The 23468-nt window shown below is 70.4% G+C and carries 23 protein-coding genes; 14 read left to right on the plus strand and 9 right to left on the minus strand.

Annotated elements, in window-relative coordinates; translation table 11 throughout:
• Positions 1–36 precede the first annotated feature (36 nt).
• Genes OHA11_RS07935 through OHA11_RS07950 form a run of 4 tightly spaced genes read left to right on the plus strand, consistent with a single transcriptional unit; the run spans position 37 to position 4331 of the window.
• Positions 37–819 carry an ABC transporter ATP-binding protein gene (locus tag OHA11_RS07935; RefSeq protein ID WP_266493411.1) on the plus strand — a complete coding sequence of 261 codons (783 nt, stop codon included), beginning with the start codon at positions 37–39 and terminating at the stop codon, positions 817–819.
• Positions 816–1850, plus strand: a complete 1035-nt coding sequence (locus OHA11_RS07940; RefSeq protein ID WP_266493414.1) for an ABC transporter substrate-binding protein — start codon at positions 816–818, stop codon at positions 1848–1850. Before OHA11_RS07935 ends, OHA11_RS07940 begins: the two co-directional genes overlap by 4 nt.
• Complete coding sequence (locus OHA11_RS07945) at positions 1825–2646, plus strand: ABC transporter permease (protein ID WP_266493416.1); 822 nt, start codon at positions 1825–1827, stop codon at positions 2644–2646. The genes OHA11_RS07940 and OHA11_RS07945 overlap by 26 nt, the downstream gene beginning before the upstream one ends.
• Entirely contained in the window at positions 2643–4331 is a 1689-nt protein-coding gene (locus OHA11_RS07950; protein WP_266493418.1) for an FAD-dependent monooxygenase, read from the plus strand. The genes OHA11_RS07945 and OHA11_RS07950 overlap by 4 nt, the downstream gene beginning before the upstream one ends.
• Positions 4332–4370: 39 nt before the next feature.
• On the opposite strand, the gene OHA11_RS07955 is transcribed toward OHA11_RS07950, so the two are convergent.
• A complete protein-coding gene (locus OHA11_RS07955) occupies positions 4371–5963 on the minus strand; it encodes an IucA/IucC family siderophore biosynthesis protein (RefSeq protein ID WP_266493421.1) in 1593 nt (530 codons plus the stop codon).
• A 168-nt stretch (positions 5964–6131) separates the two neighbouring features.
• On the opposite strand from OHA11_RS07955, the gene OHA11_RS07960 reads away from it, so the two are divergent.
• Genes OHA11_RS07960 through OHA11_RS07970 form a run of 3 tightly spaced genes read left to right on the plus strand, consistent with a single transcriptional unit; the run spans position 6132 to position 9918 of the window.
• Positions 6132–7700 carry an IucA/IucC family protein gene (locus tag OHA11_RS07960; RefSeq protein WP_266493423.1) on the plus strand — a complete coding sequence of 523 codons (1569 nt, stop codon included), beginning with the start codon at positions 6132–6134 and terminating at the stop codon, positions 7698–7700.
• Between the two features lie 32 nt (positions 7701–7732).
• Entirely contained in the window at positions 7733–9028 is a 1296-nt protein-coding gene (locus tag OHA11_RS07965; protein WP_266493426.1) for a VWA domain-containing protein, read from the plus strand.
• Positions 9028–9918, plus strand: coding sequence for a hypothetical protein (locus OHA11_RS07970; RefSeq protein ID WP_266493428.1), 891 nt, complete (start codon positions 9028–9030; stop codon positions 9916–9918). The genes OHA11_RS07965 and OHA11_RS07970 overlap by 1 nt, the downstream gene beginning before the upstream one ends.
• Before the next feature lie 149 nt (positions 9919–10067).
• On the opposite strand, the gene OHA11_RS07975 is transcribed toward OHA11_RS07970, so the two are convergent.
• Entirely contained in the window at positions 10068–10700 is a 633-nt protein-coding gene (locus OHA11_RS07975) for a helix-turn-helix domain-containing protein (RefSeq protein WP_266493430.1), read from the minus strand.
• An 87-nt stretch (positions 10701–10787) separates the two neighbouring features.
• Here OHA11_RS07975 and OHA11_RS07980 point away from each other — a divergent pair, with 87 nt between their 5' ends.
• The 3 genes from OHA11_RS07980 (at position 10788) to OHA11_RS07990 (ending at position 13280) form a co-directional block, all read left to right on the plus strand.
• Positions 10788–11996: a pyridoxal phosphate-dependent aminotransferase gene (locus tag OHA11_RS07980; protein ID WP_266493432.1), complete on the plus strand. Its 1209-nt coding sequence runs from the start codon at positions 10788–10790 to the stop codon at positions 11994–11996.
• Positions 11997–12174: 178 nt separating this feature from the next.
• A complete protein-coding gene (locus OHA11_RS07985; protein WP_266493435.1) occupies positions 12175–12837 on the plus strand; it encodes a hypothetical protein in 663 nt (220 codons plus the stop codon).
• Positions 12838–12857: 20 nt separating this feature from the next.
• The gene (locus OHA11_RS07990; RefSeq protein WP_266493437.1) at positions 12858–13280 is read left to right on the plus strand and encodes a thioesterase family protein; all 423 of its coding nucleotides are present in this window, start codon (positions 12858–12860) and stop codon (positions 13278–13280) included.
• Between the two features lie 103 nt (positions 13281–13383).
• Here the strand turns inward: OHA11_RS07990 and OHA11_RS07995 are convergent, their stop codons facing one another.
• From OHA11_RS07995 to OHA11_RS08020, 6 genes are all read right to left on the minus strand, one after another.
• On the minus strand, positions 13384–13860 hold the full coding sequence (locus OHA11_RS07995) for a hypothetical protein (RefSeq protein WP_266493440.1): 477 nt from the start codon (positions 13858–13860) through the stop codon (positions 13384–13386).
• A gap of 28 nt (positions 13861–13888) precedes the next feature.
• The gene (locus tag OHA11_RS08000) at positions 13889–14146 is read right to left on the minus strand and encodes a hypothetical protein (protein ID WP_266493442.1); all 258 of its coding nucleotides are present in this window, start codon (positions 14144–14146) and stop codon (positions 13889–13891) included.
• Entirely contained in the window at positions 14103–15635 is a 1533-nt protein-coding gene (locus OHA11_RS08005) for a hypothetical protein (RefSeq protein ID WP_266493445.1), read from the minus strand. Before OHA11_RS08005 ends, OHA11_RS08000 begins: the two co-directional genes overlap by 44 nt.
• Positions 15632–16348, minus strand: coding sequence for an ABC transporter ATP-binding protein (locus OHA11_RS08010; RefSeq protein ID WP_266493446.1), 717 nt, complete (start codon positions 16346–16348; stop codon positions 15632–15634). The genes OHA11_RS08005 and OHA11_RS08010 overlap by 4 nt, the downstream gene beginning before the upstream one ends.
• A 107-nt stretch (positions 16349–16455) precedes the next feature.
• A complete protein-coding gene (locus OHA11_RS08015; RefSeq protein ID WP_266493448.1) occupies positions 16456–16788 on the minus strand; it encodes a hypothetical protein in 333 nt (110 codons plus the stop codon).
• Between the two features lie 88 nt (positions 16789–16876).
• On the minus strand, positions 16877–17086 hold the full coding sequence (locus OHA11_RS08020) for a response regulator transcription factor (protein ID WP_266493450.1): 210 nt from the start codon (positions 17084–17086) through the stop codon (positions 16877–16879).
• A gap of 897 nt (positions 17087–17983) precedes the next feature.
• Here OHA11_RS08020 and OHA11_RS08025 point away from each other — a divergent pair.
• Positions 17984–18169: a hypothetical protein gene (locus tag OHA11_RS08025; protein ID WP_266493451.1), complete on the plus strand. Its 186-nt coding sequence runs from the start codon at positions 17984–17986 to the stop codon at positions 18167–18169.
• Positions 18170–18228: 59 nt separating this feature from the next.
• On the opposite strand, the gene OHA11_RS08030 is transcribed toward OHA11_RS08025, so the two are convergent.
• The gene (locus tag OHA11_RS08030) at positions 18229–19101 is read right to left on the minus strand and encodes an SDR family oxidoreductase (protein WP_266493453.1); all 873 of its coding nucleotides are present in this window, start codon (positions 19099–19101) and stop codon (positions 18229–18231) included.
• 96 nt (positions 19102–19197) lie between these two features.
• Here OHA11_RS08030 and OHA11_RS08035 point away from each other — a divergent pair, with 96 nt between their 5' ends.
• From OHA11_RS08035 to OHA11_RS08045, 3 genes are all read left to right on the plus strand, one after another.
• The gene (locus OHA11_RS08035; protein ID WP_266493455.1) at positions 19198–20013 is read left to right on the plus strand and encodes a helix-turn-helix domain-containing protein; all 816 of its coding nucleotides are present in this window, start codon (positions 19198–19200) and stop codon (positions 20011–20013) included.
• A 146-nt stretch (positions 20014–20159) separates the two neighbouring features.
• A complete protein-coding gene (locus OHA11_RS08040) occupies positions 20160–22364 on the plus strand; it encodes an alpha-N-acetylglucosaminidase (RefSeq protein WP_266493456.1) in 2205 nt (734 codons plus the stop codon).
• A 246-nt stretch (positions 22365–22610) separates the two neighbouring features.
• The gene (locus OHA11_RS08045; RefSeq protein WP_266493459.1) at positions 22611–23426 is read left to right on the plus strand and encodes a chitosanase; all 816 of its coding nucleotides are present in this window, start codon (positions 22611–22613) and stop codon (positions 23424–23426) included.
• The last annotated feature ends 42 nt before the right edge of the window (positions 23427–23468 follow it).

Genomic DNA, 23468 nt, shown 5'->3' on the forward strand with positions numbered 1-23468 from the left:
TTAGGCTAACCTAATCTCTTACGAGGTGAGGTGTGCATGCCGGGCGGGGGAGCCTCCTTCCGCGGTGTCGGTTTCCGCGGTGTCAGTCATGTCGTGGGCGGCAGGGCCGTGTTCGAGCGCTTCGACCTCGATGTGCCACCGGGGTCGGTCCTCGCGGTGCTGGGCGCCTCGGGTGCGGGCAAGAGCACGCTGCTGCGCCTGGCCGCCGGAGTGCGCCGGCCGACGGCCGGGACGGTCAGCGCTCCCGGCCGGGTGGGCTACGCGTTCGCCGAGCCGCGGCTGCTGCCCTGGCGCTCCGCCCTGGAGAACGTCGTGTTCGCACTCGGCCGCCCCGCGCGTCCGGCGGACCTGGAGCGGGCCCGTGACCTGCTGGCGCGCCTTGGGCTGACCGACGTGGACCGGTCGTACCCGGCGGAGCTGTCCACCGGAATGCGCCAACGAGTGTCCCTGGCCAGGGCGTTGATGCCCGGCGCGCCTCTGCTGGTCCTGGACGAACCCACCTCCGCGCTCGACGTGCGGCTGCGCGCGGAGGTGCGCGACGTCCTGCTGGCCCTGGCCCGGGAGGCGGACTCGACCGTCCTGTGGGCCACGCACGATCCGTCCGAGGCGGCTCGGGCCGCGGACCGGGTGCTGGTGCTCACCCCCGCCGTGTCGCCCCGGCACACCTTCCTCCCCCTCGCACCACGCGCCCGCCGTGACGCGGAGGACGTCGACCGGGCGGCAAAGGCGATCACCGAAGCGCTCACCTCGCCGACCGGTCCCCACCGAGCATCACCCGCCCAGCAGTTGACGTCCGGACAGTTTGGAGAGCCCGCGTGAGATCCCCTGGCTTCGGCCGACGCCGTCTTCTTCCCCTGCTGGCAGCCGGGTCGCTCGCCGCGGTCGTCTCCCTCGCGGGATGCGCCGACAGCGGCGAGGGCAGCACGCGCGCCGACTCGGACTCCCCCGGCCTGCGCGTCGGGGTGGCCCCCAACGTCGTACTCGACGGGGCCACTTCAGGGCTCCGGACCGACAAGGAGCTGGCAGCGGAGGCCGGTTCGGTCAGCTTCGCCGAGCTGCGCGGCCCCGACGAGATCCGTACGCAACTGACCAGCGGCTCGGTCGATCTGCTCACCCTGCCCAGCAACATCGCGGCCAACCTGCACACTCGTGGCGTCGACGTACGCATCCTGGGAGTCGTCGACGGGCCGTCCGACGTGCTGCTCGGCCCGGAGAAAGCAGGCGTGTCCTGGTCCGCCCTGCGCGGCGCCACGGTCCATGTCCCCTTCAAGGGCGACGTGAACGACGTGGTGTTCCGTCAACTGGCGGCCAGGAACGGGCTGAAGGCCGGTGAGGACTTCGACATCACGTATCACCCCACCCTGCCCGATCTGCTGACCGCGGTGGGCTCAGGCAAGGCCGAGTACGCGCTGCTGCCCGAACACCAGGCCAGCCTGGCGGCCTCCGCCGCCGCCAGGTCCGGGGCACCGAAACGGCAGGTGCTGGAACTCGGCGAGCAGTGGCGCGACACCACCAGCCAGACCGGCTACCCCACCTACGCCATCGGCGTACGGGGCGCGTTCGCGGACGACCACCCCAAGCTCCTGGAGAAGATCAACCAGGCGCTCACCGCCTCGGCCAGGAACGCCTCCGCCGCACCGGACCGGGTCGCACCCCAGGTCGCCGAACGCACCGGGGCACCGCGAGCCCTGGTGGCCCAGTTGCTGACCCGGCTCTCCCCCGGCTACCGCACCGCGGACACCGCCCGCACCGAACTCGCCGCGCTCTTCGACGAACTCGCCGACACCTCACCGGACTTGATCGGAGGGAAGGCCCCGGATGCGAGTGTCTACGCCACGGCGAACGCGTGACGCGGGCCTCGTCCTCGCCGGCTGCGCCGTCCTGCTCGGCGCCTGGCAGTGGTGGTCGGTCGGCCGACCGGCGGTTCTGGTGCCCTCACCGTACGAAACCGGCCTGGCCCTCCGCCGTCTCGCCGACGAAGGGCTCCTGCTGACCGAGATCGGCCGCACTCTGGGCCGTACGGCACTGAGTTCCGCACTCGCCCTGCTCATCGGCGTCGTCTGGGGCCTGGCGAGCGGGTGGAGCGGGCCGGCCGACGGGCTGGGCCGCCCGCTGCGGGCCGTCCTGCTCGGCGTACCGCCGATCATCCCCGTCGTCATGGGCATGGTCTGGTGGGGCAGCGGTGCCGGCGTCCCGGTGTTCGTCGCCACGCTCGTCTCGGTCCCGGTCGTCGCTGTCGGCATCGCCGAGGCCGTACGGTCCCTGGACTCCGACCTGATGGAGATGGCGACCACGTTCCGGGTCGGCACACGCCAGCGGCTGCGGCATCTGGTGCTGCCCGCGCTGTCCGCCCCGCTGCTGGCCTCCGTCGCGCTGGTCGGCACGACCTCGCTGCGTACGACCGTGATGGCCGAGCTGCTCGCGGCCCACGACGGCGTGGGCGCGCGCATCGCGGAGGCCCGGACCAACCTCGCCACCGACGAGGTGTTCGCCTGGGCCGCCGTCACCGTCGCGGTCGCGCTCCTCGTCGAGCACCTGGTGGTCGGGCCTCTGCGCTCGCGGGCCCGCAGGTGGCAGAGCGTCCCGGCGGACACGCCGACGGATGCCGGACTCAGTCCCAACGTGCTGGAGAGGACAATCCGGTGAGCCCCGTGCAAGCGGATCCCCCGAGCGACGAGACCACGTCTCTTCCCGTTGCCGTTGCCGTTCCCGTTGCCGTTCCGGTTCCGGTGCTCGTCGTCGGTGCGGGACCGACGGGTCTCGCCCTGAACCTGCTGCTGGAGCGGTTCGGTATCGCCTCTCTCATGGTCGAGCGGCGGACCGTTCCGTCGACGCTGCCGAAGGCCCGTGCCGTGAACACCCGCACCATGGAGGTCTTCCGGCAGCTCGGCGTCGCCGACGAGATCACGGGCGCCGCGCTGGGACAGGAGAGCACGGGCCTGCGATTCGCCTTCGCGCGCACGCTCGTCTCCCTCGACGAGCCCGACACCCTGCTGGCCCGCAGCGTGGTCGCCGGACGGCGGGCCGCCCACAGCCCGGAAGCCACAGTGGTCTGTCCCCAGGACTCCGTCGAGGACATCCTGCGCCGGAGGATTCCGTCCGGCCGCGTCCAGTACGGCGTCGCGCTCACCCGCCTGGAACAGGACGACGAGCACGTGACCGCGACGCTCACCGCTCCGGACGGCACCTCGCGTCTGTTGCGATGCCGGTACGTCGTCGGGTGCGACGGCGCGCGCAGCGCGGTGCGGGAGGCGCTGGGTGTGGCCCTGCGCGGCGGCGGTCCGACGGCGGAGAACCGGCACATCCTGTTCGAGGCCCGCCTCGACCCACTGCTGGGCGACCGCCGGGCGAGCATCACCTTCCTGCACGCCGACGGCGTACGCGGCTACCTCCAGCCCGCCCGGCAGCCGGACCGCTGGACCTTCAACCACGTGCTGGGCGAGGGCAGTTCGGCCTCCCCTCGATCGGCGGAGGCGGTCGTCCGGACCGTCATCGGCCGAACCGAGGTGCCGCTGACGGTACTTGAGGAGGGCAGTTGGACCAGCCGCAGCCAGGTCGCGGAGCGGCTGTCCGCCGGCCGGGTACTCCTCGCGGGCGACGCGGCGCATCTGGTGACGCCGTTCAGCGGATCCGGCCTCAACCTCGGAGTCCAGGACGCACACAACCTCGCCTGGAAGCTCGCGGCGGTACTGCGCGGATGGGCGGGGCCCGGTCTCCTGGACAGCTACGACACCGAACGCCGCCCGGTCGCGGAATGGACCGCGCGCGAGGACCGCGCCAACAACGCCGATGCCCTCGACACCGGCACCTGGGACCGCTGGCGCACGGAACTGCCCAAACGCCGGGTCAAGGACGGCTTGATCCTGGGCTTCCACTACGAGCGCGGCGCCCTGATCCCCGAGGGCAGCCCGCCGCCGACCACCGCCGACCCGTACACGCACTACGAACCCACAGCCCGTCCCGGACACCGCGCCCCGCACCACCCGATGGGTCCCGACGGCGGGCGGACCTCCCTCCTCGACCTCTTCGGCCCGGGGCTGACCCTGCTCACGGGCCCGGAGGGCACGACGTGGGCGGGGGCCGCCGCCCAGGTCGCCGCGCGCCTCGGCATCCCGCTCAAGGCACATGTGCTGGGCCGGGACCCTCAGGGGATCGACCCGGCCTGGCCCGACCTCTACGGAATCACCGGTGGCGGTGCCGTTCTGGTCCGTCCCGACGGCCACACGGCCTGGCGCGAGCCCGGTGCCCGCCCACGGGAGCAGGCCGTCGAAACCCTCGACCGGACGCTGCGCACCATCCTGTACAGGGTGGTTCACGGGGCGGGCGGCTGACCCACGGCTGACCCACGGCCGTGGATCCGTCGGCCGGGTTCAGCCGGCCGCCAAGTCCTCCGTCCGCAAGGGGTTCGGGACCGGCAGATAGCGTGCGTCGGCGCCGTCCGCGCCGGTCCAGCGCAGCAGCAGGTTCGTCTTGCCGGGCAGGGTCGGGGCCCTGAGCAGTTCGGCCACCTCGGGCAACTCGGCGTCGCACCGCGCGAGTTCTCGTCGTACGGCGTCCCAGACCCGCACGTCCGGGTACCGCTCCCGCAGTGCCTCCGCGATCTCCAGCAGGTTGTTGACGACCAGGCAGTACACCAGCCGCTCCCACCCGGCCGCCCGCTCCACCTCGGGCAGCAGTTTCACGCCCTCCGCGTCGCGGAACAGTGCCTGCACCGGCATACCGGCGGCGTCCACGGCGACCACCGTGTTCTGCAGATGTGCTTCGACGACGACCCCGTGCCGGGCGAACAACTCCAGGACGGGCGGGACGACTTGACGCAGATACGCCGACCACCAGGCGGCCGGGTCGGCGAGGGTACCGAGGGGGCCGAGGGGCCCGAGGGTGCCAAGCGGGCCGCCCTCGAAGGCCCGGCATTCCGTCAGCGCGGCCGCCAGCAGCGGAGTCGCGCCGGGGGTCAGGTGTGCGCGCAGCCCGTCGCGTACGAGGACGGCGAGCTCCTCGAAGGCGAAGTCCGCGGTGCGGTAGCCGCGGTCGCTCAGCCAGGCAGCGGGGGCGCCCACGGCCGTGAAGGCCCTCGTCACCGCCGCGTCCGTGCGGCGGAGCCGGAGGAGGTCGTGGCGCCAGAGGCGGCGGATGTCGTTGGTGATGCGGACGTCGAGGCTGAACTTCACGAAGAGGTCGGTGTCGGGGACGTACACCGTGCGGATGGCCGCCGTCGGCCAGGCCGTCCACGAGGAGGGGCCCAGCCGTACGAGGCGGCCGTCCGCGAAGGCCTCGCGGATCTCCGGGCGGGCGTCGACGAGGTCGAGCTGCCAGGGGTGGGCGGGCAGCAGGCGGTAGCCGGGCGGGGCCTCGCCGAGGGCGTCGAGCGCCGCCGTGTCACCGTCCTCCATACAGGCGTCCTCGCGCAGCCCGAGGAGGACCAGCGGGAAGCGGGTGTACGCCTCGGGGGCGTACGGCAGCCAGCCGGTGACCGGGCCGCCGCCGCGGGCCTTGGGGGCGGGGTGGTAGGGATGTCCGGTGATCAGGGACTGTTCGGAACGCCGGTACGGGTCGTCGGGCGGGGTCGCCGCCGCCCTGGCTGTCAGGATCGCCGCCACCGCGTCCCGGCTGTCGATCATCTCGGCGGGCAGTTCGGGGTTGGACAGGCCGGTGTGCCCGCGGAGTACCTCGGCGGTGAGTTTGACCAGTTCGGCGTGGCTGAGGCGCTGCCAGGCACCGGCGGCGTACACCTCCGGCTCGGTGGGGCGGCGTCCGTCGCGTACCCGCAGGAGCCGTCCCTCGCCCGGCAGCCGGTACACGCGCCGGTCACCGGACTCCCCGGGCCCAGGTACGGGCTCGCCGGACCCCGGTAGGGCCTCGCCGACCTCCCTCAGCAGACAATTGAGCAGCGGCGCCGACGCGTACGCATCGGCGACTTCAGCGAGGCCGTCCCTGGAGCACGAGGAGCGCGAGGGGTGCATGGGGTGATGCAAGGGGTGCATAGGTGGCATGGGTGGCATGGGGTGCATGAGGTCCACGCGATCCGTTCGTTGCGTACCGTGCCCTGGTGCTCAGTATGTCCGGCGTCATGTCCGGACGTCCGGCGTCGCACCCGGCCGCGACGCCGTCCCACACCCTAGGAGCCCCCCGTGCATCCTCCCCGCACCCCGGCCGAGACCGAGGCCGTTCTCGCCGCCGAGCTGCGCACCGCACGCCCCGCCCTGCTGTCGCCGTACGCGGCAGGACTCCCCGGGGCGCGCGCGGCCGTGCTGACCCGGCTGTGGCGTGGGCTCGCCCATGAGCCGCTGCCGTGGGTCACCCGCCGGGAGCGGGCGGGGCACGACGGGCTCGTTCTCCGGCTGGCCGACGGGCGCCGTCTGCGCGGTCCGGCCTCGGACGCGTACGCGACGGCCGCCACCGTCACGGAGGTCGAGCTGGACGGGACGGCGTACGACCATCCGGCCGGACTCATGACGGCACTCGGACTGCCGCACGCTCACGCCTTCGCCGCCGAACTCGACCACAGCGTCGCCTCGTTGGCCCTCTCCCGCGCCAACCAGCCCGCGATGGCCTCTCCTTGTACGTCGCGGGAGTGGGAGCAGCGGGTCGTGGACGGGCATCCGTTCCACCCCAACTGCCGTTCACGGCCGGGCTTTTCGGTGGCCGAGCAGCTGGCGTACGCGCCGGAGCACCGGGCGGAGGTCGAGCTCGGGATGGTGGCCGTGCCGGAGGACACCTGCCTGGTGCGGGGCGCGTGGCCGTACCGGGAGGCGGGGCGCGTGCTGATCCCCGTACACCCGTGGCAGGCGCGGCACATGCTGAAGGACGAGCGGGCGGTCGGGGAGGGCGTGGCCGAGGAGAGCATGGCGGCACATCCCCTGATGTCCCTGCGGACCCTTGCCCTGCCCGACGGACCCCACGTCAAGACGGCGCTCAGCGCCCGGCTCACCTCCTCCGTGCGGGACATCTCGGTGTACTCGATCGAGTCGGCGACGGCCGTCTCGGCGTTCATGGAGGCCATGGCCGAGCGCATGGACGGGCTGCTCCACATCACCCGGACCCTCGGCGCGGTCACCGCCAACACCCCTGATCTGGCAGCGGTGTTGCGCGAGTCCCCGGACGCGTACGCGGGTGCGGGCGAGCGAGTCGTCCCCGTGGCCGCCCTCGCCTCGACCGTGCTGCCCCGGTCCCCGGCCTGGCTGGCCGAGTTCAGCCGGCTCGCACTGACCGTCGGGCTGCGCCTGCTCGACCTGGGTGTGGCCCTGGAGGCGCACGGCCAGAACCTGCTGGTGGTGCTCTCGCCCGCGGGCGTCCCGCTGCGGCTCGTCTACCGCGATCTGGCCGACATCCGGATCAGCCCGGCGCGGCTGGCCCGCCACGGCATTCCGGCCCCGGACCTGACGGGCCGCATCGTCACGGACGACGAGTCCGTCCTGCGCAGCAAGCTCTTCGGCTCGCTCATAGCGGGCGCGCTGGCGGCGACGGCGGGTTCGGCGACAGCGCTGCGCGCGGCGCTGACCACGGCCGTACGGGATCTGCCGCGCGGCCCGGATCTCACGGCGCTGCTCGAAGAGCCGCTGCCGGCCAAGGCGTTGACGACGATGCGGCTGTCGCCCGAGCGGCCGGGCGACATCTGGGCACGCCTGCCGAACCCGCTCGTCGACCAGGACCCCGCCCCGGGCCGAGACCCGGACCCTGTCCCCCGGCCCTCGTTTTGATGCGTGACGCCATTGATCAATAGGATCCGGCGATGATCACAAGAAAACGGCTGGCGGTGGGCGCCTGCGCCCTGCTCGCCGCCCTGACGGCCGGGATCGCCCTCCCGGCCGGAGCCTTCGCCGGCGAACCCACGGGGGACGACGCGCCCAAGGTCGACCTCGTCCTCGACGTCAGCGGTTCGATGCGCGCGCGGGACATCGACGGCCAGACACGGATGGCCGCGGCGAAGCAGGCCTTCAACGAGGTCCTCGACGCGACACCCGAGGAGGTCCGACTCGGCATTCGGACACTCGGCGCCAACTACCCGGGCGACGACCGCAAGACGGGCTGCAAGGACACCGAACAGCTGTACCCCGTCGGGCCGTTGGACCGCACCGAGGCGAAGACCGCCGTCGCGACCCTCGCACCCACCGGCTGGACCCCGATCGGCCCGGCGCTCCTCAAGGCGGCCGACGACCTGGAGGGCGGCGAGGGCTCCCGCCGTATCGTGCTCATCAGCGACGGCGAGGACACCTGCGCCCCACTGGACCCGTGCGAGGTGGCGCGGGAGATCGCCGCCAAGGGGATCGGCCTCACCATCGACACGCTCGGTCTGGTGCCTAACACCAAACTGCGGCAGCAGCTGAGCTGCATCGCGGAGGCGACCGGCGGTACGTACACGACGATCGAGCACACCGACGAACTCACCGACAAGGTCAACCAGTTGGTGGACCGGGCCGCCGACCCGGTGGTCACGCCGGTCGCCGTGACCGGCGCGGACACGTGTGCGCAGGCCCGCACACTCAAGTCCGGGCTCTACACCGACCGCGAGGAGTTCGGGCAGCACCGCTGGTACCGCGTGGACGTCCCGGCGGGCTCCGAGCTGCGCGCGTCGGTGAGCGTCGCGGCCGACCGCCAGGTCGGCCCGGACTACGGGGTGTCGCTGCGGGCGGTGACCGCGAGCGGCCGGGAGATCGTGCGCGGCGAGTCGACGGGCACGGGCCGCACCGACGTCATGTCGACAGGGCTGCGCTATCCCAAGGCAGAGAGCGAGGACGACGACTCGGACGGCGGATCGGGTTCCGACGACGGGTCCACGTCCGAGGTCGTGTGCCTTCAGGTCGCCAACTCCTTCTCGGCGGCCTCGGGCGTCAAGACCACGCCCGGTCTGCCGCTCGAACTGACCGTCGACGTCGTCGACGGTCCCGACACGTCGAGCGACGTGGCCTCCTTCGGCCTCGGTCGCGGCTGGTGGCTGCTCGGCGCTCTGGTGCTCACCGGCTTCCTCGCGGGTGTGCTGTGGGGCTGGATCTCGCGCTGGCGGATCGCGGTCTGGAGGACCAACTGATGCGTACCACCCGTGTGTTGAAGACCGGCCGTGTATCGAGGATCAGCCGTCTGTTGAGGACCAGCCGTCTGTTGAGGACCATCCCTGCGGTCGGTGCGGGTCTGCTGGTGCTGGGGACCGCCGTGTCGCCCGCCGTCGCCGACTCCTCCCCCTCCGCGAGCCCGTCGGACGACAGCGCCGCGCCCACCTCGGCCGGTACGTCCTTCCGTACGGCGGCCGAGGTCGACCAGGGTCAGCGGGCCACCGCGAGCGCGTCCATGGGCGACTACCTGTACTGGTCGTTCCCGGCCGACGCCGGACAGCGGCCCACCGTGCGGGTCACGGTGAAGCTGCCCGACGCGCACGCCGCCGCGGCCTGGCAGCTCGACGTGTACGACGGGCTGCGGCGCCGCCAGGCCTGCCAGTACGGCGCGCAGACGCGGACGGCCGCCCCCGACACGGCGTCCGTGGACCTGTCCTGCACGCTGCGTACGGTCCGCGCCTGGTCCGAGCCGTGGGCCAACGACCCGCTGCCGGGCACGTACTACGTCCGGCTGACCACCGCCGACCTCAAGACGGCCGACCTCGGACTGCCGGTGAGCGCCGAGGTGCGGGCCGACTCGGAGGACGTGGGCGGAGCGGCCGCGGTGGACGGCTCGCTGGCCGAGCCGCTGGTGCCCGGGATCGCGGTGACGGCCAAGGACAGTGACGAATCCGGCGACGAGGACTCCGAGACGTCGGTCGCCGCGCTGTCCAGCATCGAGCCCGACGACGGCTGGGCCTCCGGCTGGTGGTCCGACCGCTGGGTGTGGACCGCGGTGGGCGGGGTGCTGGCGGCGCTCGCGGGGGTCGGCGGGTATGCGCTGACCCGCGGAGCGGGACGGCTACGGCAGGTTCCGCCGGGAGCCTGACCATTCCGCGTACGGGCCGTTCGATGGCTGCGGGCCGTCGTGGCCGGTCACGCGGTTCCCGCCTACGGGGCGCTCATCCCCTTCGCAGGACCGGCCCGTCGCGCCAACTCCACGGTGCGGCGGGCCTCTTGGTGTCCCGGGAGCGGGGCTCAGGACTCCCGTAGGGCCTTGGCCAGGGGGCCGTCGCCCGTTACCGCGATCTGTCCGTCCTGTACCGCGTCGAGCAGGGTCAGGTCTCCTCTGCCAATCGCCGCGCACGCCTCGGCGGCGAGCGAGAGCCAGGCGTCCGGTTCCTCGGGGGCCGGTCCCTCCCCGTAGACCGGACCCTCCTCCGCACCGATCCGTACGTAGAACTCCCCTTCGTCCAGGCGGACTTGGACGACGCCGTCGCCAAGTCCCGCCAGGGACCGCAGCAACGGCAGAGCGAACCAGTGCGCGCGTACCGCGTCGGTGGGCCGCCGCTCCGCCAGCAGGGGTGCGCCCCACTCGCCGAGTGCCTGTAGGACGGGCAGCAACTCCCGCCCCCGGCCGGTGAGTTCGTACACGTACGCCGCTCCCGGCGGTGGCAGCCGTCGCCGGGTCGCAAGGCCGTCCCGTTCCATGTCCTTGAGCCGGGAGGCGAGGACGTCCGTGCTCACACCGGGCAGATCCGCGTGCAGGTCGGTGTAGCGGCGCGGACCGGCCAGCAACTCGCGGACGATCAGGAGGGTCCAGCGATCACCGAGGGCATCGAGGGCCCGGGCAGCGGAACAGTACTGGTCGTAGCTTCGGCGAGGTGACATGCGACGCAGTGTAGACAACTTGTTGGACTTTCCAAGCTCACACTTGGTAAAACCAAGCAACACACGAAACCGGAGGGGCGAGCGCGCATGGAGTTCCGGCAGTCGAACAAGCTCAGCGAGGTCTGTTACGAGATCCGGGGCCCGGTGATCGAGCACGCCGACGCGCTGGAGAAGGCAGGCCACAGTGTGCTGCGCCTGAACACCGGCAACCCCGCGCTCTTCGGCTTCGAGGCGCCGGAGGAGATCCTCCAGGACATGATCCGGATGCTGCCCCAGGCACACGGGTACACGGACTCGCGCGGGATCCTCTCGGCCCGTCGGGCCGTGGCGGGGCGCTACCAGACGCTGGGCCTGGAGGTCGGCGTCGACGACGTCTTCCTCGGCAACGGCATCTCCGAGCTGATCTCGATGGCCGTGCAGGCGCTGGTGGAGGACGGCGACGAGGTCCTCATCCCGGCCCCCGACTTCCCCCTCTGGACGGCCGTCACGACCCTCGCGGGCGGCAAGGCGGTGCACTACCTCTGCGACGAACAGGCCGACTGGTACCCGGACTTGGACGACATGGCCTCGAAGATCACGGACCGCACCAAGGCCGTGGTCATCATCAACCCGAACAATCCCACCGGCGCGGTCTACCCCAAGGAGATCATCGAGGGCATCCTCGACCTCGCGCGCCGGCACGGCCTGATGGTGTTCGCGGACGAGATCTACGACCAGATCCTGTACGACGACGCCGTGCACCACTCGGCCGCCGCGCTCGCCCCCGACCTGGTGGTCCTCACCTTCTGCGGCCTCTCGAAGACGTATCGCGTGGCGGGTTTCCGCTCCGGCTGGCTGGTGGTCACGGGCCCGCGCCAGCACGCGAAGAACTACCTGGAGGGCCTCACCACGCTGGCCTCCATGCGGCTGTGCGCCAACGCCCCGGCCCAGTACGCGATTCAGGCCGCGCTCGGCGGCCGTCAGTCCATCTACGACCTCACGGCGCCCGGCGGCAGGCTGCACGAACAGCGCAACCGGGCCTGGGAGAAGCTCAACGACATCCCCGGTGTGTCGTGCGTCAAACCGCAGGGCGCGCTGTACGCGTTCCCGCGCATCGACCCCGAGGTGCACAAGATCTACGACGACGAGAAGTTCGTCCTGGACCTGCTGCTCCGCGAGAAGATCCAGGTCGTCCAGGGCACCGGCTTCAACTGGCCCCGCCCCGACCACTTCCGCATCCTCACCCTCCCGCACGCCGACGACCTGGACGCGGCGATCAGCAGGATCGGCCGGTTCCTGAGCGGGTACCGGCAGTAGACGGTGTCCTTGGCATCCCCTTGACGTGCGGTTGGCGTGCGCTGCGCGTGCGGTTGGCGTGGGGTCGCGGTCGGGGCGATGTCAGACCCGGGTCGTAGTCTTCGAATGGGCCCGCTGATCGCCTTGATCCACGAGGGGGCTCACTCGTGGACAGACCAGACACGGGAAGGAGCGCGCCATGACACGACCGCCGACCGCCGCACAGCGGCGTGTCATCGACGCGGCCGATCCCGTGACCGGGCGGCTCAGGGGTACGGAGAGCCAGCTCGCGGCGCTGGTGAAGCGAGGGCTCGCCTTCCGGCATCCGCGTCCGCCGCGCGACCACTTCCTGACGCCCGCCGGGCATCGGCTTCGCGAGGAGACGACCACGGTGGCGGCGAATACTCCGGAAGCCGCCGAGCCCACCCGGCAGTCCGCCCCGGAGTCCTCCGGGGTGTTCGCCGCACGGGTCGGCGGCGAGGAGGGCGCCGACGCCGGCCCCTCGCGCATACGTGAGGTGCACAGCGCCTGGCAGGGGCTGCTGGAGCTGCGCCGCATGACCAATCCCCACGGGGTGGTGGACCGACCTTGCGCATGGGAGCGTACGCATCTGGTGCAGGCCGCCGCGCTCGCACTGGAGGCGGCGGGGCACCGGCCGGCGGACGCGGGCACCGAGGGGGACGCGTACGGGTACCGGGTGCGCGCGACACCCCAGCCGGAGGCCGTCGCCGTGCGCGAGCCGGACGCCGGGGCCCTGCGCGAGTGCGCGGCGACATTGGAGAAGGCAGGCTGGCAAGTGGGCGAACACACGGAGCCGCGCACCGGCGTGCGCTATCTGCTGGCTTCGCCCAGACGGACGTGATCGAAGTCGAAGGGGAAGTCGTGGCCGAACCGTTTTCCGTGCCGGTGACCGTGCGCGGGTACGAGACCGACGTCCAGGGGCATCTGAACCAGGCCGTGTACATGAACTACGCGGAGCACGCCCGCTGGTCGTTGCTGCAGGCCGCCGGAATCACCCAGGCCGGTCTGGCGGCCAAGGGGGTGGGCCCGGTGTCACTGGAGATGACCATCCGCTACCGGCGGGAGCTGCGGGCCGGCGACGAGGTCGAGGTGACCTGCGTTTTCCTCTGGGGCGAGGGCAAGACGTTCCGGATCGAGCAGACGATCCGCAAGTCCGACGGCACGGTCGCCGCCGAGATCACGGGGGTCGCCGGCGTGCTGGACCTCAAGGAGCGCAAACTGGTCGCGGACCCGAGGGACTACTTCCGCGCACTGGCCTCGGACCCACGGGCGTTCGGCCTCTGACCCGGTCGCCCGGAAGCGTGACGGTTCACCGTCAGCCCTCCCCTACTTCGCGCGGGTGGGCGACGACTTCACCGCCGTGGGCACCCGTCATGGGCGGAGGATGTCAACTCCTGTCTTCTTCGGCCGGCTGTCTCCATGTCGCGCGGAAGCTGTGCCAAAGGGCCCGGCCGTCTCCGAAGAACGGCAGGAGGAACACGATGTGCGCGAAGTACCACCAGGCCAAGGACCGGTCGAGGCCGGAAAGCCACAGAAGGGCACCCACCGCGACACAGGCAGACGGCCCGGCCAGGGCCACCACGGCCGTCTGCCGTGCGGCCATGGTCCCTTCCGGGACCACCGACGTGCGCCACGCTGTCCGCTCGATCGCAATGTGAGTGACCGTGTGGATCCGCTTGAGGACGAGGACGTGTGCCGACTCGTGCAGGGCAAACGAGGCCACCAGGCCCACGGCGGCCGGTTTGACCAGCAGCACCCACGCCAGAGAGGCCGGTACCGGATCACCGGAGCGCGCCATCCAGACCAGAGCCACAGCCAGGAGGACGCCGGCGAGCGCCAGCAGTGGCCACACCTGGGCAGCCACTGCCCAGACGACGCTGCGAACCTTCAGGTCAACTGCCCGACTCGTTGAGGAGCTGCTCACGGCGCTGCTTCAACCCCCGGTAGATGGCTTGGATCATCACCAAGACGGCGGTGAGCACGAGGAACAGGACGACGAGCGGGACCGGGTTCTCGACGCCCGTGGTGATACCCGTTGCCCCGTTGTCCTTCTCCACCGTCTCGAAGATCATCGACCCGAAGAACGCTGTCCGTGCGCCGACCTCGTCACCGCCCGTTGAGAACATGAGGGCGAGCAGGGTCACCACCACGGTTACCAGCGTCAGCAGCGCGGCCCCTATGGCGGACTTCACTACCGAGCGTGCCTTGAACATTCCTTCTCCTCGACTCGCTTGTGTGGATTCCTTGTATCGCGTACCAGACGAACGCGACGGCCGCCCCGGCAAGGCAGCTCATCACCGCCCAGGGCGGGAGACTGAGCAGGCCCAGCCCGATCATTGACAGGCCCATGACGATGATGACCACGGACAGCCCCAGGAACACGGAGAACGGATTGTCCTTCTCTGCCGGGAACACGATGCTGATGCACGTGGTCATGACCGCTCCGCCCAGGCAGGACGCCAACGCCGCCCCGCTGGAGAGGAACCGGCCCGGGTGGATCGCAACCGTGATCGCGAGAGCGGGCACGGCGAACACGGCGAGCAGGACCAGTTGCGCCCTGATGAGCCGTACGTAGACCCGCCAGGCCGGTTCCTGCGCGCCGGGCAGCACCCGCAACTGCTGGGTGGCGGTGAACTGGTACAGGCCGCCGAAGGACAGGGCGGCGAGGCCCCACATGGGGTTCACCGAGGGTTTGGCCAGCAGCAGGTAGGCGAACACGGCCAGCGCCATCGCGGCGGCGGCCACGGTCTGCGCGCTGCGCAGCAGACACCAGTCGTACGGCCCCAGAACGTGGCGCAGTCGCACGCTTCCGGGGAGTTTCAGGTAGCGGGACTGGCGTATGTGCTGGTTCGGGGCGAGCGCGAAGGCCAGGGCCATGAGCACGGCCGACAATGCCACCGCGGCGGCCAGGGCGAGCCAGGGCCCGTGTACGTTCCAAGCCCAGGACACCGATGTGACCCACGTGTACTCGGTCCGCTTGCTCAGGTACGCGCCGGAGATGTCCTGGATCATCGATGTCATCTGCGCCGAGTAGTACGTCAGCACCGCGAACAGGGCCAGCACGTTGAGGATGCCCGCCATCCGGCTGAGCCCTATCAGCATCCACAGCCGGGTCAGCAGCTGGTACAGGACGGACAGCGACAGGTAGGTCAGGGCAACCGGCAGGATGACTGATGCGGTGATGTAGCCGGTTGCCGACGGGCCGAGGAGGATCAGCGCGCTGACAGAGAGGGAGACGAGGCCGGCGGCAGTCACGATGGCGGTCATCGCCGCTTCGTACATGAGGAACGCCATCGAGCGTTCCCGGTTGGTGACCGGCAGCTGGTAGCTGAGCTGCAGCATCCCCTCGGCGTTGATGAACAACACCTTCACCAGCAGGAACGCGATCTGCACCCATAGCAGGAGGGACACCGTCGAGGTGTCGAACAGCAGCCGCCACACGGCCGCTTCGTCGGCCAGGGGCCGCAGGAAGAGGTAGGAGGCGGTACACATGGCGCCCAGGAGCAGAACGGCCGCCACCATGACGAACACTCTGACCGGGGCGGACTTCAGGACTCCGGCCCGCAGCACCCGACGGCGGAAGAAGACGAGGAGCATCCGGGCCAGGACGGCGGAATGCCTCAGCCGTACCGCCGTCACCGCTGGGACGTTTCGAGGTAGTCGAACACCATCGCGGCCACCGATCCGTGTTCTTCGACCAGATCCTTCGTCGGCTCGTCATACACCACGTGGCCCAGGTCGAGAAAGATGGTCCTGTCGGCCAGACGCTCCAGCACGGCGAAGTCGTGCGTGCACAGCAGAATCGAGCGGCCCTCGTCGCGGACCCGCCTGAATTCCTTCTCGGCGAGGTGCAGTGCTTCGAGGTCGATGCCGTTGAGGGTCTCGTCAATGATGGTCAACGGCGGGCGGACAACGAGCGCAGACACCAGCTGCGTCTTCTTGCGCATGCCGTGCGAGTAGTCCTCGATGAGGTCGTCGTAGCGGCCCTCCATGGAGAACTTGCGGAACAGGCCGAGGGCTTCACCGTGGTCGGCGTCGAGGCCGAACAGTTTGCCCATCATGGAGATGTATTCGCGGGCGGTGAGGAACTCGGGAAGGTAGTCGTTGCTGGAAAGGTACATGCCCAACTGCTTCGCCTCGGGCCGGGCGTGCTCATGGCCGCCGATCAGAATGGACCCGGACTGAAGGCGTACGAGGTCGAATATGTTCCTGATCAGCGTGGATTTTCCAGAGCCGTTGGGGCCTACGAGACCGACGATCGTGCCTTCCTCCACCGTGAAGGACACGTCCGACAGGACGTTGACAATGCCGTCATAGGAGTAGCTGACGTCGTTGACATTCAGGAGAGACACTATCTCGTTGATCCTTTACCGAGTCCGTCGACCAGGGCGGTGCCCAGGAAGCCCCGGTTACTACCGGGGAGCTTCCTGGGCACCCTGCAAAAACAGCGGTCAGACCGCTAGACGCATTCGGCGCTGACCTTCAGGCCGAAGTTCTTGAAGGACCAGTTGCCACTGAACCTCTTGCCCTTGTACACCACGCACCAGATGACCAGCCCGGCGAAGATGGTGGCGCCGAGACCGAGGATGACAGCGGTGAATATCAGGAACCAGGCGTCGTAGCGGACGAGCCCCTTGTCGATCTTCGTTCTGATCGACGCGATGGCACGCGCCGGCGCTGTGGTCGCCGCCACGTAGGCGCCGATCGACGCGGAGGTGTACGCGCTGACCGCCTTCGCCTCTACCGGCTCGGCGGCGGTTTCGGGTTCCCGTACCAGAGTTGACACAGACACGATTTCTCTCCCCTGCGGTTGATGTCGACCCGAAGATGTCATGCCCCTGGCAGTCGCAACTAGTGTCCGAAAGGACACCCTGCGGTCGCTACCTGTGGTTCGCGAAGATCGCGATGATGGCCGCTTCCGTCCGCGACGTGATCTCCAGTTTCAAGAGGACGCTGGCGACATGCTTCTTCACCGTCCGTTCGGTGATGCAGAAACGGCCGGCTATTACCGCGTTCGGCTGGCAGCCACCCAGCGCGGTGAGAACCTCGCGCTCACGCTCCGTCAGAAGAGACAGGTTTGCGTCACGCACCCATGGCGGCACACTGAAGCCTCCACAGCAGACGTGAATCTCTTCGTGATCATCATTTCTGTCTGATGGCAGTCTCAATTCCGATCCCCCGTGCGACGGTCACCCGCCCGTTCGTTCGGCTGCACCTGACCCGGACGGCTGGTCAGGGCCGCTGGTCGCAGCAGTGACCGTAAGTGCGGCGCAGACGCCGGGGCAAGAGACGACGTTGAGTAGCGGAAATTGCCCCCTCTGGTTTTCAGCCACCGCGGAGTCGTGGACGGGCTGAATGCCCGTGCGCCTCTCGTGTGCAGTCCCGTGAAACGGAATGGCTGAGGGCCGTGGTGCGCATGTCACCGGCGGACGAAACGCGATGGGCGCCCGCCACCGACGACGTGTCCGGACTAGCGGCGCAGTGAGGCCAAGCCGCCTCTGCACGTCCGAAGAACGCGGCGGTCTTCCGGAACTCCGCCGACCGCAGGGACCGCCTCCGACGAAGGTAGTAAACAAGCCATTTCAGATAGCCCTCGGAAGTTCCGTGCGAACGCCACGGCTCCGTCTCAAGCGGCTGTCCTCAGCCATCCCATGGCTTCTTGCTCGGGCGGTTCCAGGTCCAACGCCATGTGCCGAAGCGGCGGATCTTGCCAGTGACGTACGAGGGACAGTCGCCAGGTCCACCGGGTCGACCTCCGCCACGACCCCCACTTGCGGTTGCAACACTAAGCCCTGACGTCGAACTGCGCCCACGCCGCCTTCCCGACGGAACGCCCCTCCACTCCGTACGGGTGTCGGTGACCTCGATGCGTACGGCCCCGTCCGCGAGGAGCAGCAGCCCGGCCTGTTCAGCACCACGCAGATGGTGGGCAGTGCCCTTGGCCTCGCCGCCCTCAGGACCCTCGCGGCGAGCCGCACGGCCGGCTCGTGGACGGCGGCTCGTGGACGGCGGCTCGTGGACGGCGGCTCGTGGACGGCGGCACGGCACTCGCCACGGCGACGCCGACGGCTACCGGCTGGCTGGCGTTCGCCGCCGGTACGGGGATCACGCTGGCGGAGCCGGCACCCGCGACGGCGGAACTCCGGCCGGGGCGCGAGTCGTCAAGGGAGTAGTGGGGGTGTCCGGAGAGCGCGGCTGTGGGGAACGTTCCCCACAGCCGCGCTCCCGCGCGTCAGCTCTCGCCGAACGCCGCCCGGTGGTCCACCGCCCACTCCCGGTACGTGCGCGGCGGCCGGCCCAGCACCTGCCGCACCTCCTCCGTGACGACGGCGTTGCGACCACCGCGTACGTACGCGCTGCCGGCCAGCACGCCCTCCGCGTACGCCGCGTCCATGCCCCATTCGGCCAGCCGGGCTCGGGACTCGTCCGGAGTGAGGTCCAGGGTGGCGATCGGGCGGCCGAGGACCTCGGCGAGGATGGCGGCCTGGTCGGGGACGCTGATCGTCTCGGGTCCGGTGAGCGTGTAGGTGTGGCCCGCGTGCCGTGCGGAGAGCAGGGCCTCCACGGCGACCTCGGCAACGTCGCGCGGGTCGATGACGCCCTGCATGCCGTCACCGGTCATGTTCGGTACGGGCTCGTCCGCCCGGATGGCTTCGGCCCAGCTCAGGGTGTTCGAGGCGAAGGACGACGGGCGCAGGACCGTCCACTCCAACCCGCTTTCCCGTACGGCCTGTTCGCCCGGCAGGTGCCAGGAGCCGACCCTGCCGACGGCGGGGTCGCCGGTGCCGATCGCCGACAGTTTCACGACGCGGCGTACGCCTGCCGCGCGAGCCTGCTCGACCAGGGCGCGGTCGCGGTCCGTGTCGTCCGGGCCCAGGACGCCGACGAGGAACACGGCCGAGACGCCGGACATGGCCGCGTCCACGGACGCGGGGTCGAGGTAGTCCCCTCGCACCACTTCGGCCCCTGTCCCGTCGGGCAGTTGCGCCCGGGCCCGCGCTTTGGACGGGTCGCGGGTCAGTGCGCGGACCTTCTCCCCGCGCCGTGCGAGCTGTCGTACGACGTCGCTGCCGATGGTGCCCGTGGCACCGGTGATGAGGATCATGGATACGAGCGTGCCGGGCGGGCGACCGGCGGCTCTAGGAAATTCCGGCACGGTTCGGCGGCCCGTGCGGCCGTCCGGCGCGTCTACCGTGGACGAGTGACCAAGAACGTTGCCGAGCGCATGCTTCCCGCCCCCGACGCGTTGCGGCCGTGGATCGACGGCATCGAGATCGGGGTGGCGGTCGGCGGCGATGGCGCGTCGCGTGAGCCGTTCACCCGTGTCCCGGACACCGCGACGAAGGTGGTCGTCCGGGTCGAGGAGAACGGTCACCGGGACACGCTCGTCGTCGGGCCGCGCACCCGGGCCACGTATCACAGGAGCAAGCGGCTCGCGTCGTGTGTGCAGGTGCGGCTCGGGCCGGGTATGGCGCGGCCGTTGCTCGGTGTCGCGGCGGTCGATCTCGTGGGGCGGGTGGTGAGGCTCGGGGATCTTCCCGGTACCTATGCCCGGCAACTCGCGGACGAGTTGCGGTGGTTGGAGCCCGAGGATGCGATGGGCCGGCTGACGGAGGTGTTGCCGGGGCGGCTTGCGGCCGACGACGACGGGGCGGGGCGCTCGCGGCGGGAGGTTTTGCGGGCTGCCGTCGAGGCGTTGTCGACGGATGCGGGGCATGTTCCTTCCCAGGTGCGGGAGTTGGCGCGTCGGTTGGCTGTGAGTGAGCGGCAGTTGCGGAATCTGTTTGCGGAGGGGGTTGGGGTCTCTCCCAAGCACTTCGCGCGGATCGGGCGGGTGCGGCATGTGCTGGCGCACGCTGCTACGACGGGGTGGGCCGAGCTTGCCGCGTCCACCGGCTACTACGACCAGTCCCACATGACGGCCGACTTCCGCACCCTGATGGGCGTCCCGCCCCGCTCCTTCTTCACCGGCCACCTCCCGACGGCCCAGCCTTGCCAGTCCCTGACCCGGGTGTGACCTGGGGGAAGGTTTTCGCCCCCTCGGCCCGTTCACCACCGGTTCTCCCCCATGTGGCCCAACCACCGTGCCCAAATCCCCCACCGCGGGTATCCCTCCCACTGCACCCGCACCCGCACCCACCGCCCGAACCCGGAGACCCACCCATGCCGCTCGCCCGCCGCGTGTTTCTCCTCTCCCTCGCCGGCGCGGCCGGTACCGTCGCTTGTTCTCACGCACCCGCACCCATGGACGGCACCCCGCCCAAGGAGGCACCCGTGACCGAGGCGGCGGCAACGAGGGCGGCCCGGCGGCTCCTCCCCCGTCACTGGCGGCAACTCCGATTCGAGGCGACGGGCGAGGCGGATGCCTTCCAGGTCTCCGGCCGCACCGGCCGCATCACCATCACCGGCAACACCCCCGCCAACCAACTCACCGGCCTCCGCTGGTACTTGAAGCACATCACGCACGCAAACATCAGCTGGGCGGGCGAACAGCTCAACCTCCCGGCAGATCTGCCCGGCCTCGCCGCCCCGGTCACCCGGACGGCCAACGTCCCGCACCGCTTCGCCCTCAACGACACGAACGACGGCTACACGAACGCGTACAACGACTGGAGGTACTGGGAGCGCGAGCTCGACGTGCTGGCGCTGCACGGCTACAACGAGGTGCTGGTGTACACGGGCGCGGACGCGCTCTACCACCGGGTGTTCCGCGGGTTCGGGTACACGGACGAAGAGCTGCGGACGTGGATCGCGGGACCCGCCCACCAGCCGTGGTGGCTGATGCAGAACCTCGCCGCCTTCCCGGATCCCGTGTCGCGGCAGCTCCTCGACGCCCGCGCCGCGCTCGGGCGTCGAATCACCGACCGGGTACGGGAGTTGGGCATGACGCCCGTGTTCCCGGGCTACTTCGGCACGGTCCCGCCGAGCTTCGCCGACCGGAACGAAGGGGCGCGCACCATCCCTCAGGGCACCTGGATGGGACTCCCGCGCCCCGACTGGCTGGACCCGCGCACCGACCACTTCGCACGCGTCGCGGCGGCCTTCTACCGCGTCCAGGACGAGATGTTCGGCGGCCGCTCGACGCTCTACAAGATGGACCTGCTGCACGAGGGCGGCGACCCTGGCGACGTGCCGGTCGCCGACGCGGCGAAGGGTGTCGAGAAGGCGCTGCTCACCGCGCACCCGGAGGCGATCTGGGTCATCCTCGGCTGGCAGCGGAACCCGCCGAGGACAATCGTCGACGCCGTCGACAAGTCCCACATGCTCGTCGTCGACGGACTCTCCGACCGCTTCCCGCCGGTCACGGACCGCGAGGCCGACTGGGGCAACACCCCGTACGCCTTCGGCTCCATCTGGAACTTCGGCGGCCACACGGCCCTCGGCGCCAACACCCCTGACTGGGCAGCGCTGTTCAACAAGTGGCGTACCAAGCAGGGCAGCACCCTGCGCGGCGTCGCCCTGCTTCCCGAGGCCGCCGACAACAACCCCGCCGCCTTCGACCTCTTCTCCGAACTCGCCTGGGAAGACGGCGAGTTGGACCTCACGACCTGGTTCAGGGAGTGGGCCCTCGCCCGCTACGGCGCTCACGACCCGCACGCCGAGGCCGCCTGGGACATCCTTCGCCGCACCGCGTACGGCACGACACGCGCCGACTCGTGGAGCGAGGGCGCCGACGGACTGTTCGGCGCCCGCCCCTCGCTCACGGCGAAGTCGGCCGCGAAGTGGTCGCCCAAGCAACTCCGGTACAACGCCGAGGAGTTCGAGCCCGCGCTCGACGAACTCCTGCGGGTGCGCGCGGGCCTCCGGAAGTCCTCCGCGTACCGCAGCGACCTCCTCGACGTGGCCCGCCAGGCCGTCTCCAACCGCAGCCGCGTCCTGATGCCCCGCATCAGAATGGCGTACGAGGCCGGTGACGTGCCCGGCTTCGACAAGGCCACCGGCGACTGGCTCGCCCTGATGGACGTTCTGGAGACCCTGATGGCCACCGACTCCCGGCATCTGCTGGGGCGTTGGGTCGCCGACGCCCGGGCCTGGGGTGCGGACGCGGCCGAGCGGGACCGGCTGGCGTACGACAATCTGTCGCTGCTGACGGTGTGGGGCACCCGGCAGGGCGCGGACGCCGGGCTGCGCGACTACGCCAACCGGGAGTGGGCGGGCCTGGTCGGCGGGCTCTACCGGCTGCGGTGGTCGACGTACTTCGACGAACTGCGGGCGGCGACGGCGGAAGGGCGCAAGCCGAAGGCCATCGACTGGTTCGCGCTGGAGGACCGCTGGACGCGCGACCCCGGGAAGCTCGCGACCAAGCCCACCGGTGACACGTACGGCGCCGCCGTCCGCGTACGAGAGCTGCTGACCTCGACCCGGTAGCCAATCGCCAACCACCAACCACAGGTCACAGGTCACAGGTCACAGGTCACCAACTACAGATCACCAACCGCAGATCGGCGATCACCGATCGCCGATCGCGAGCAAGATCCTCCGCCTCATCTGCTCCACCCCTCCCCACCGAACTCACCACCAACTCCTCCTTGACGGGTATACGTCACGCCCATTCTCTGGTAGGAAACTTTCCTAACAGTACGGCTGAACGACTCCCACCCCCATGGAGGTCCCGTGCACACCCCCCACATAAGCTCCTCGCGGCGGACAGTTCTCGCGCTGATCGGAGCATCGCTGGTGTCAGGTTCCGTCTTCGCCGCCCGCCCCGCGAGCGCCGCGCCCACCGGCCTCGACGACCCGGCGAAGAAGGAAATCGCCATGAAGCTGGTCTCCAGCGCGGAGAACTCCTCGCTGGACTGGAGGGCGCAGTACCGGTACATCGAGGACATCGGCGACGGCCGCGGCTACACGGCCGGGATCATCGGTTTCTGCTCCGGTACGGGCGACATGCTCGACCTCGTCGAGCTGTACGCGCAGCGCAGGCCGGGCAACGTACTGGCCGGATATCTGCCGGCCCTGCGTCGCGTCAACGGCACCGACTCCCACGAGGGCCTCGACCCGGGCTACCCGGACGCCTGGCGCCAGGCCGCCCAGGACTCGGCGTTCCAGGAGGCCCAGAACTATGAGCGGGACCGCGTCTACTTCAACCCCGCGGTACAGCGCGGCCAGGCGGACGGCATCGGAACGCTCGGCCAGTTCGCGTACTACGACGCCATCGTGATGCACGGTGACGGCGGCGACAGTACGAGTTTCAGCAGCATCCGCGGTCGGGCGCTCAACCAGGCCAGGCCCCCGGCGCAGGGCGGCGACGAGGTGACGTACCTGAACGCGTTCCTCGACGCCCGGGTGTGGGCCATGAAGCAGGAGGAGGCCCACGAGGACACCAGCCGCGTGGACACCGCCCAGCGCGTCTTCCTCAGGAACCGCAACCTGAACCTGGACCCGCCTCTGGACTGGCAGGTGTACGGGGACAGCTACCACATCGGCTGACCGGCCGACGGAACACACCGGCGGACCGGAGGACCTACTGAC

Source organism: Streptomyces sp. NBC_00878, assembly GCF_026341515.1.
Taxonomy (GTDB): Bacteria; Actinomycetota; Actinomycetes; order Streptomycetales; family Streptomycetaceae; genus Streptomyces.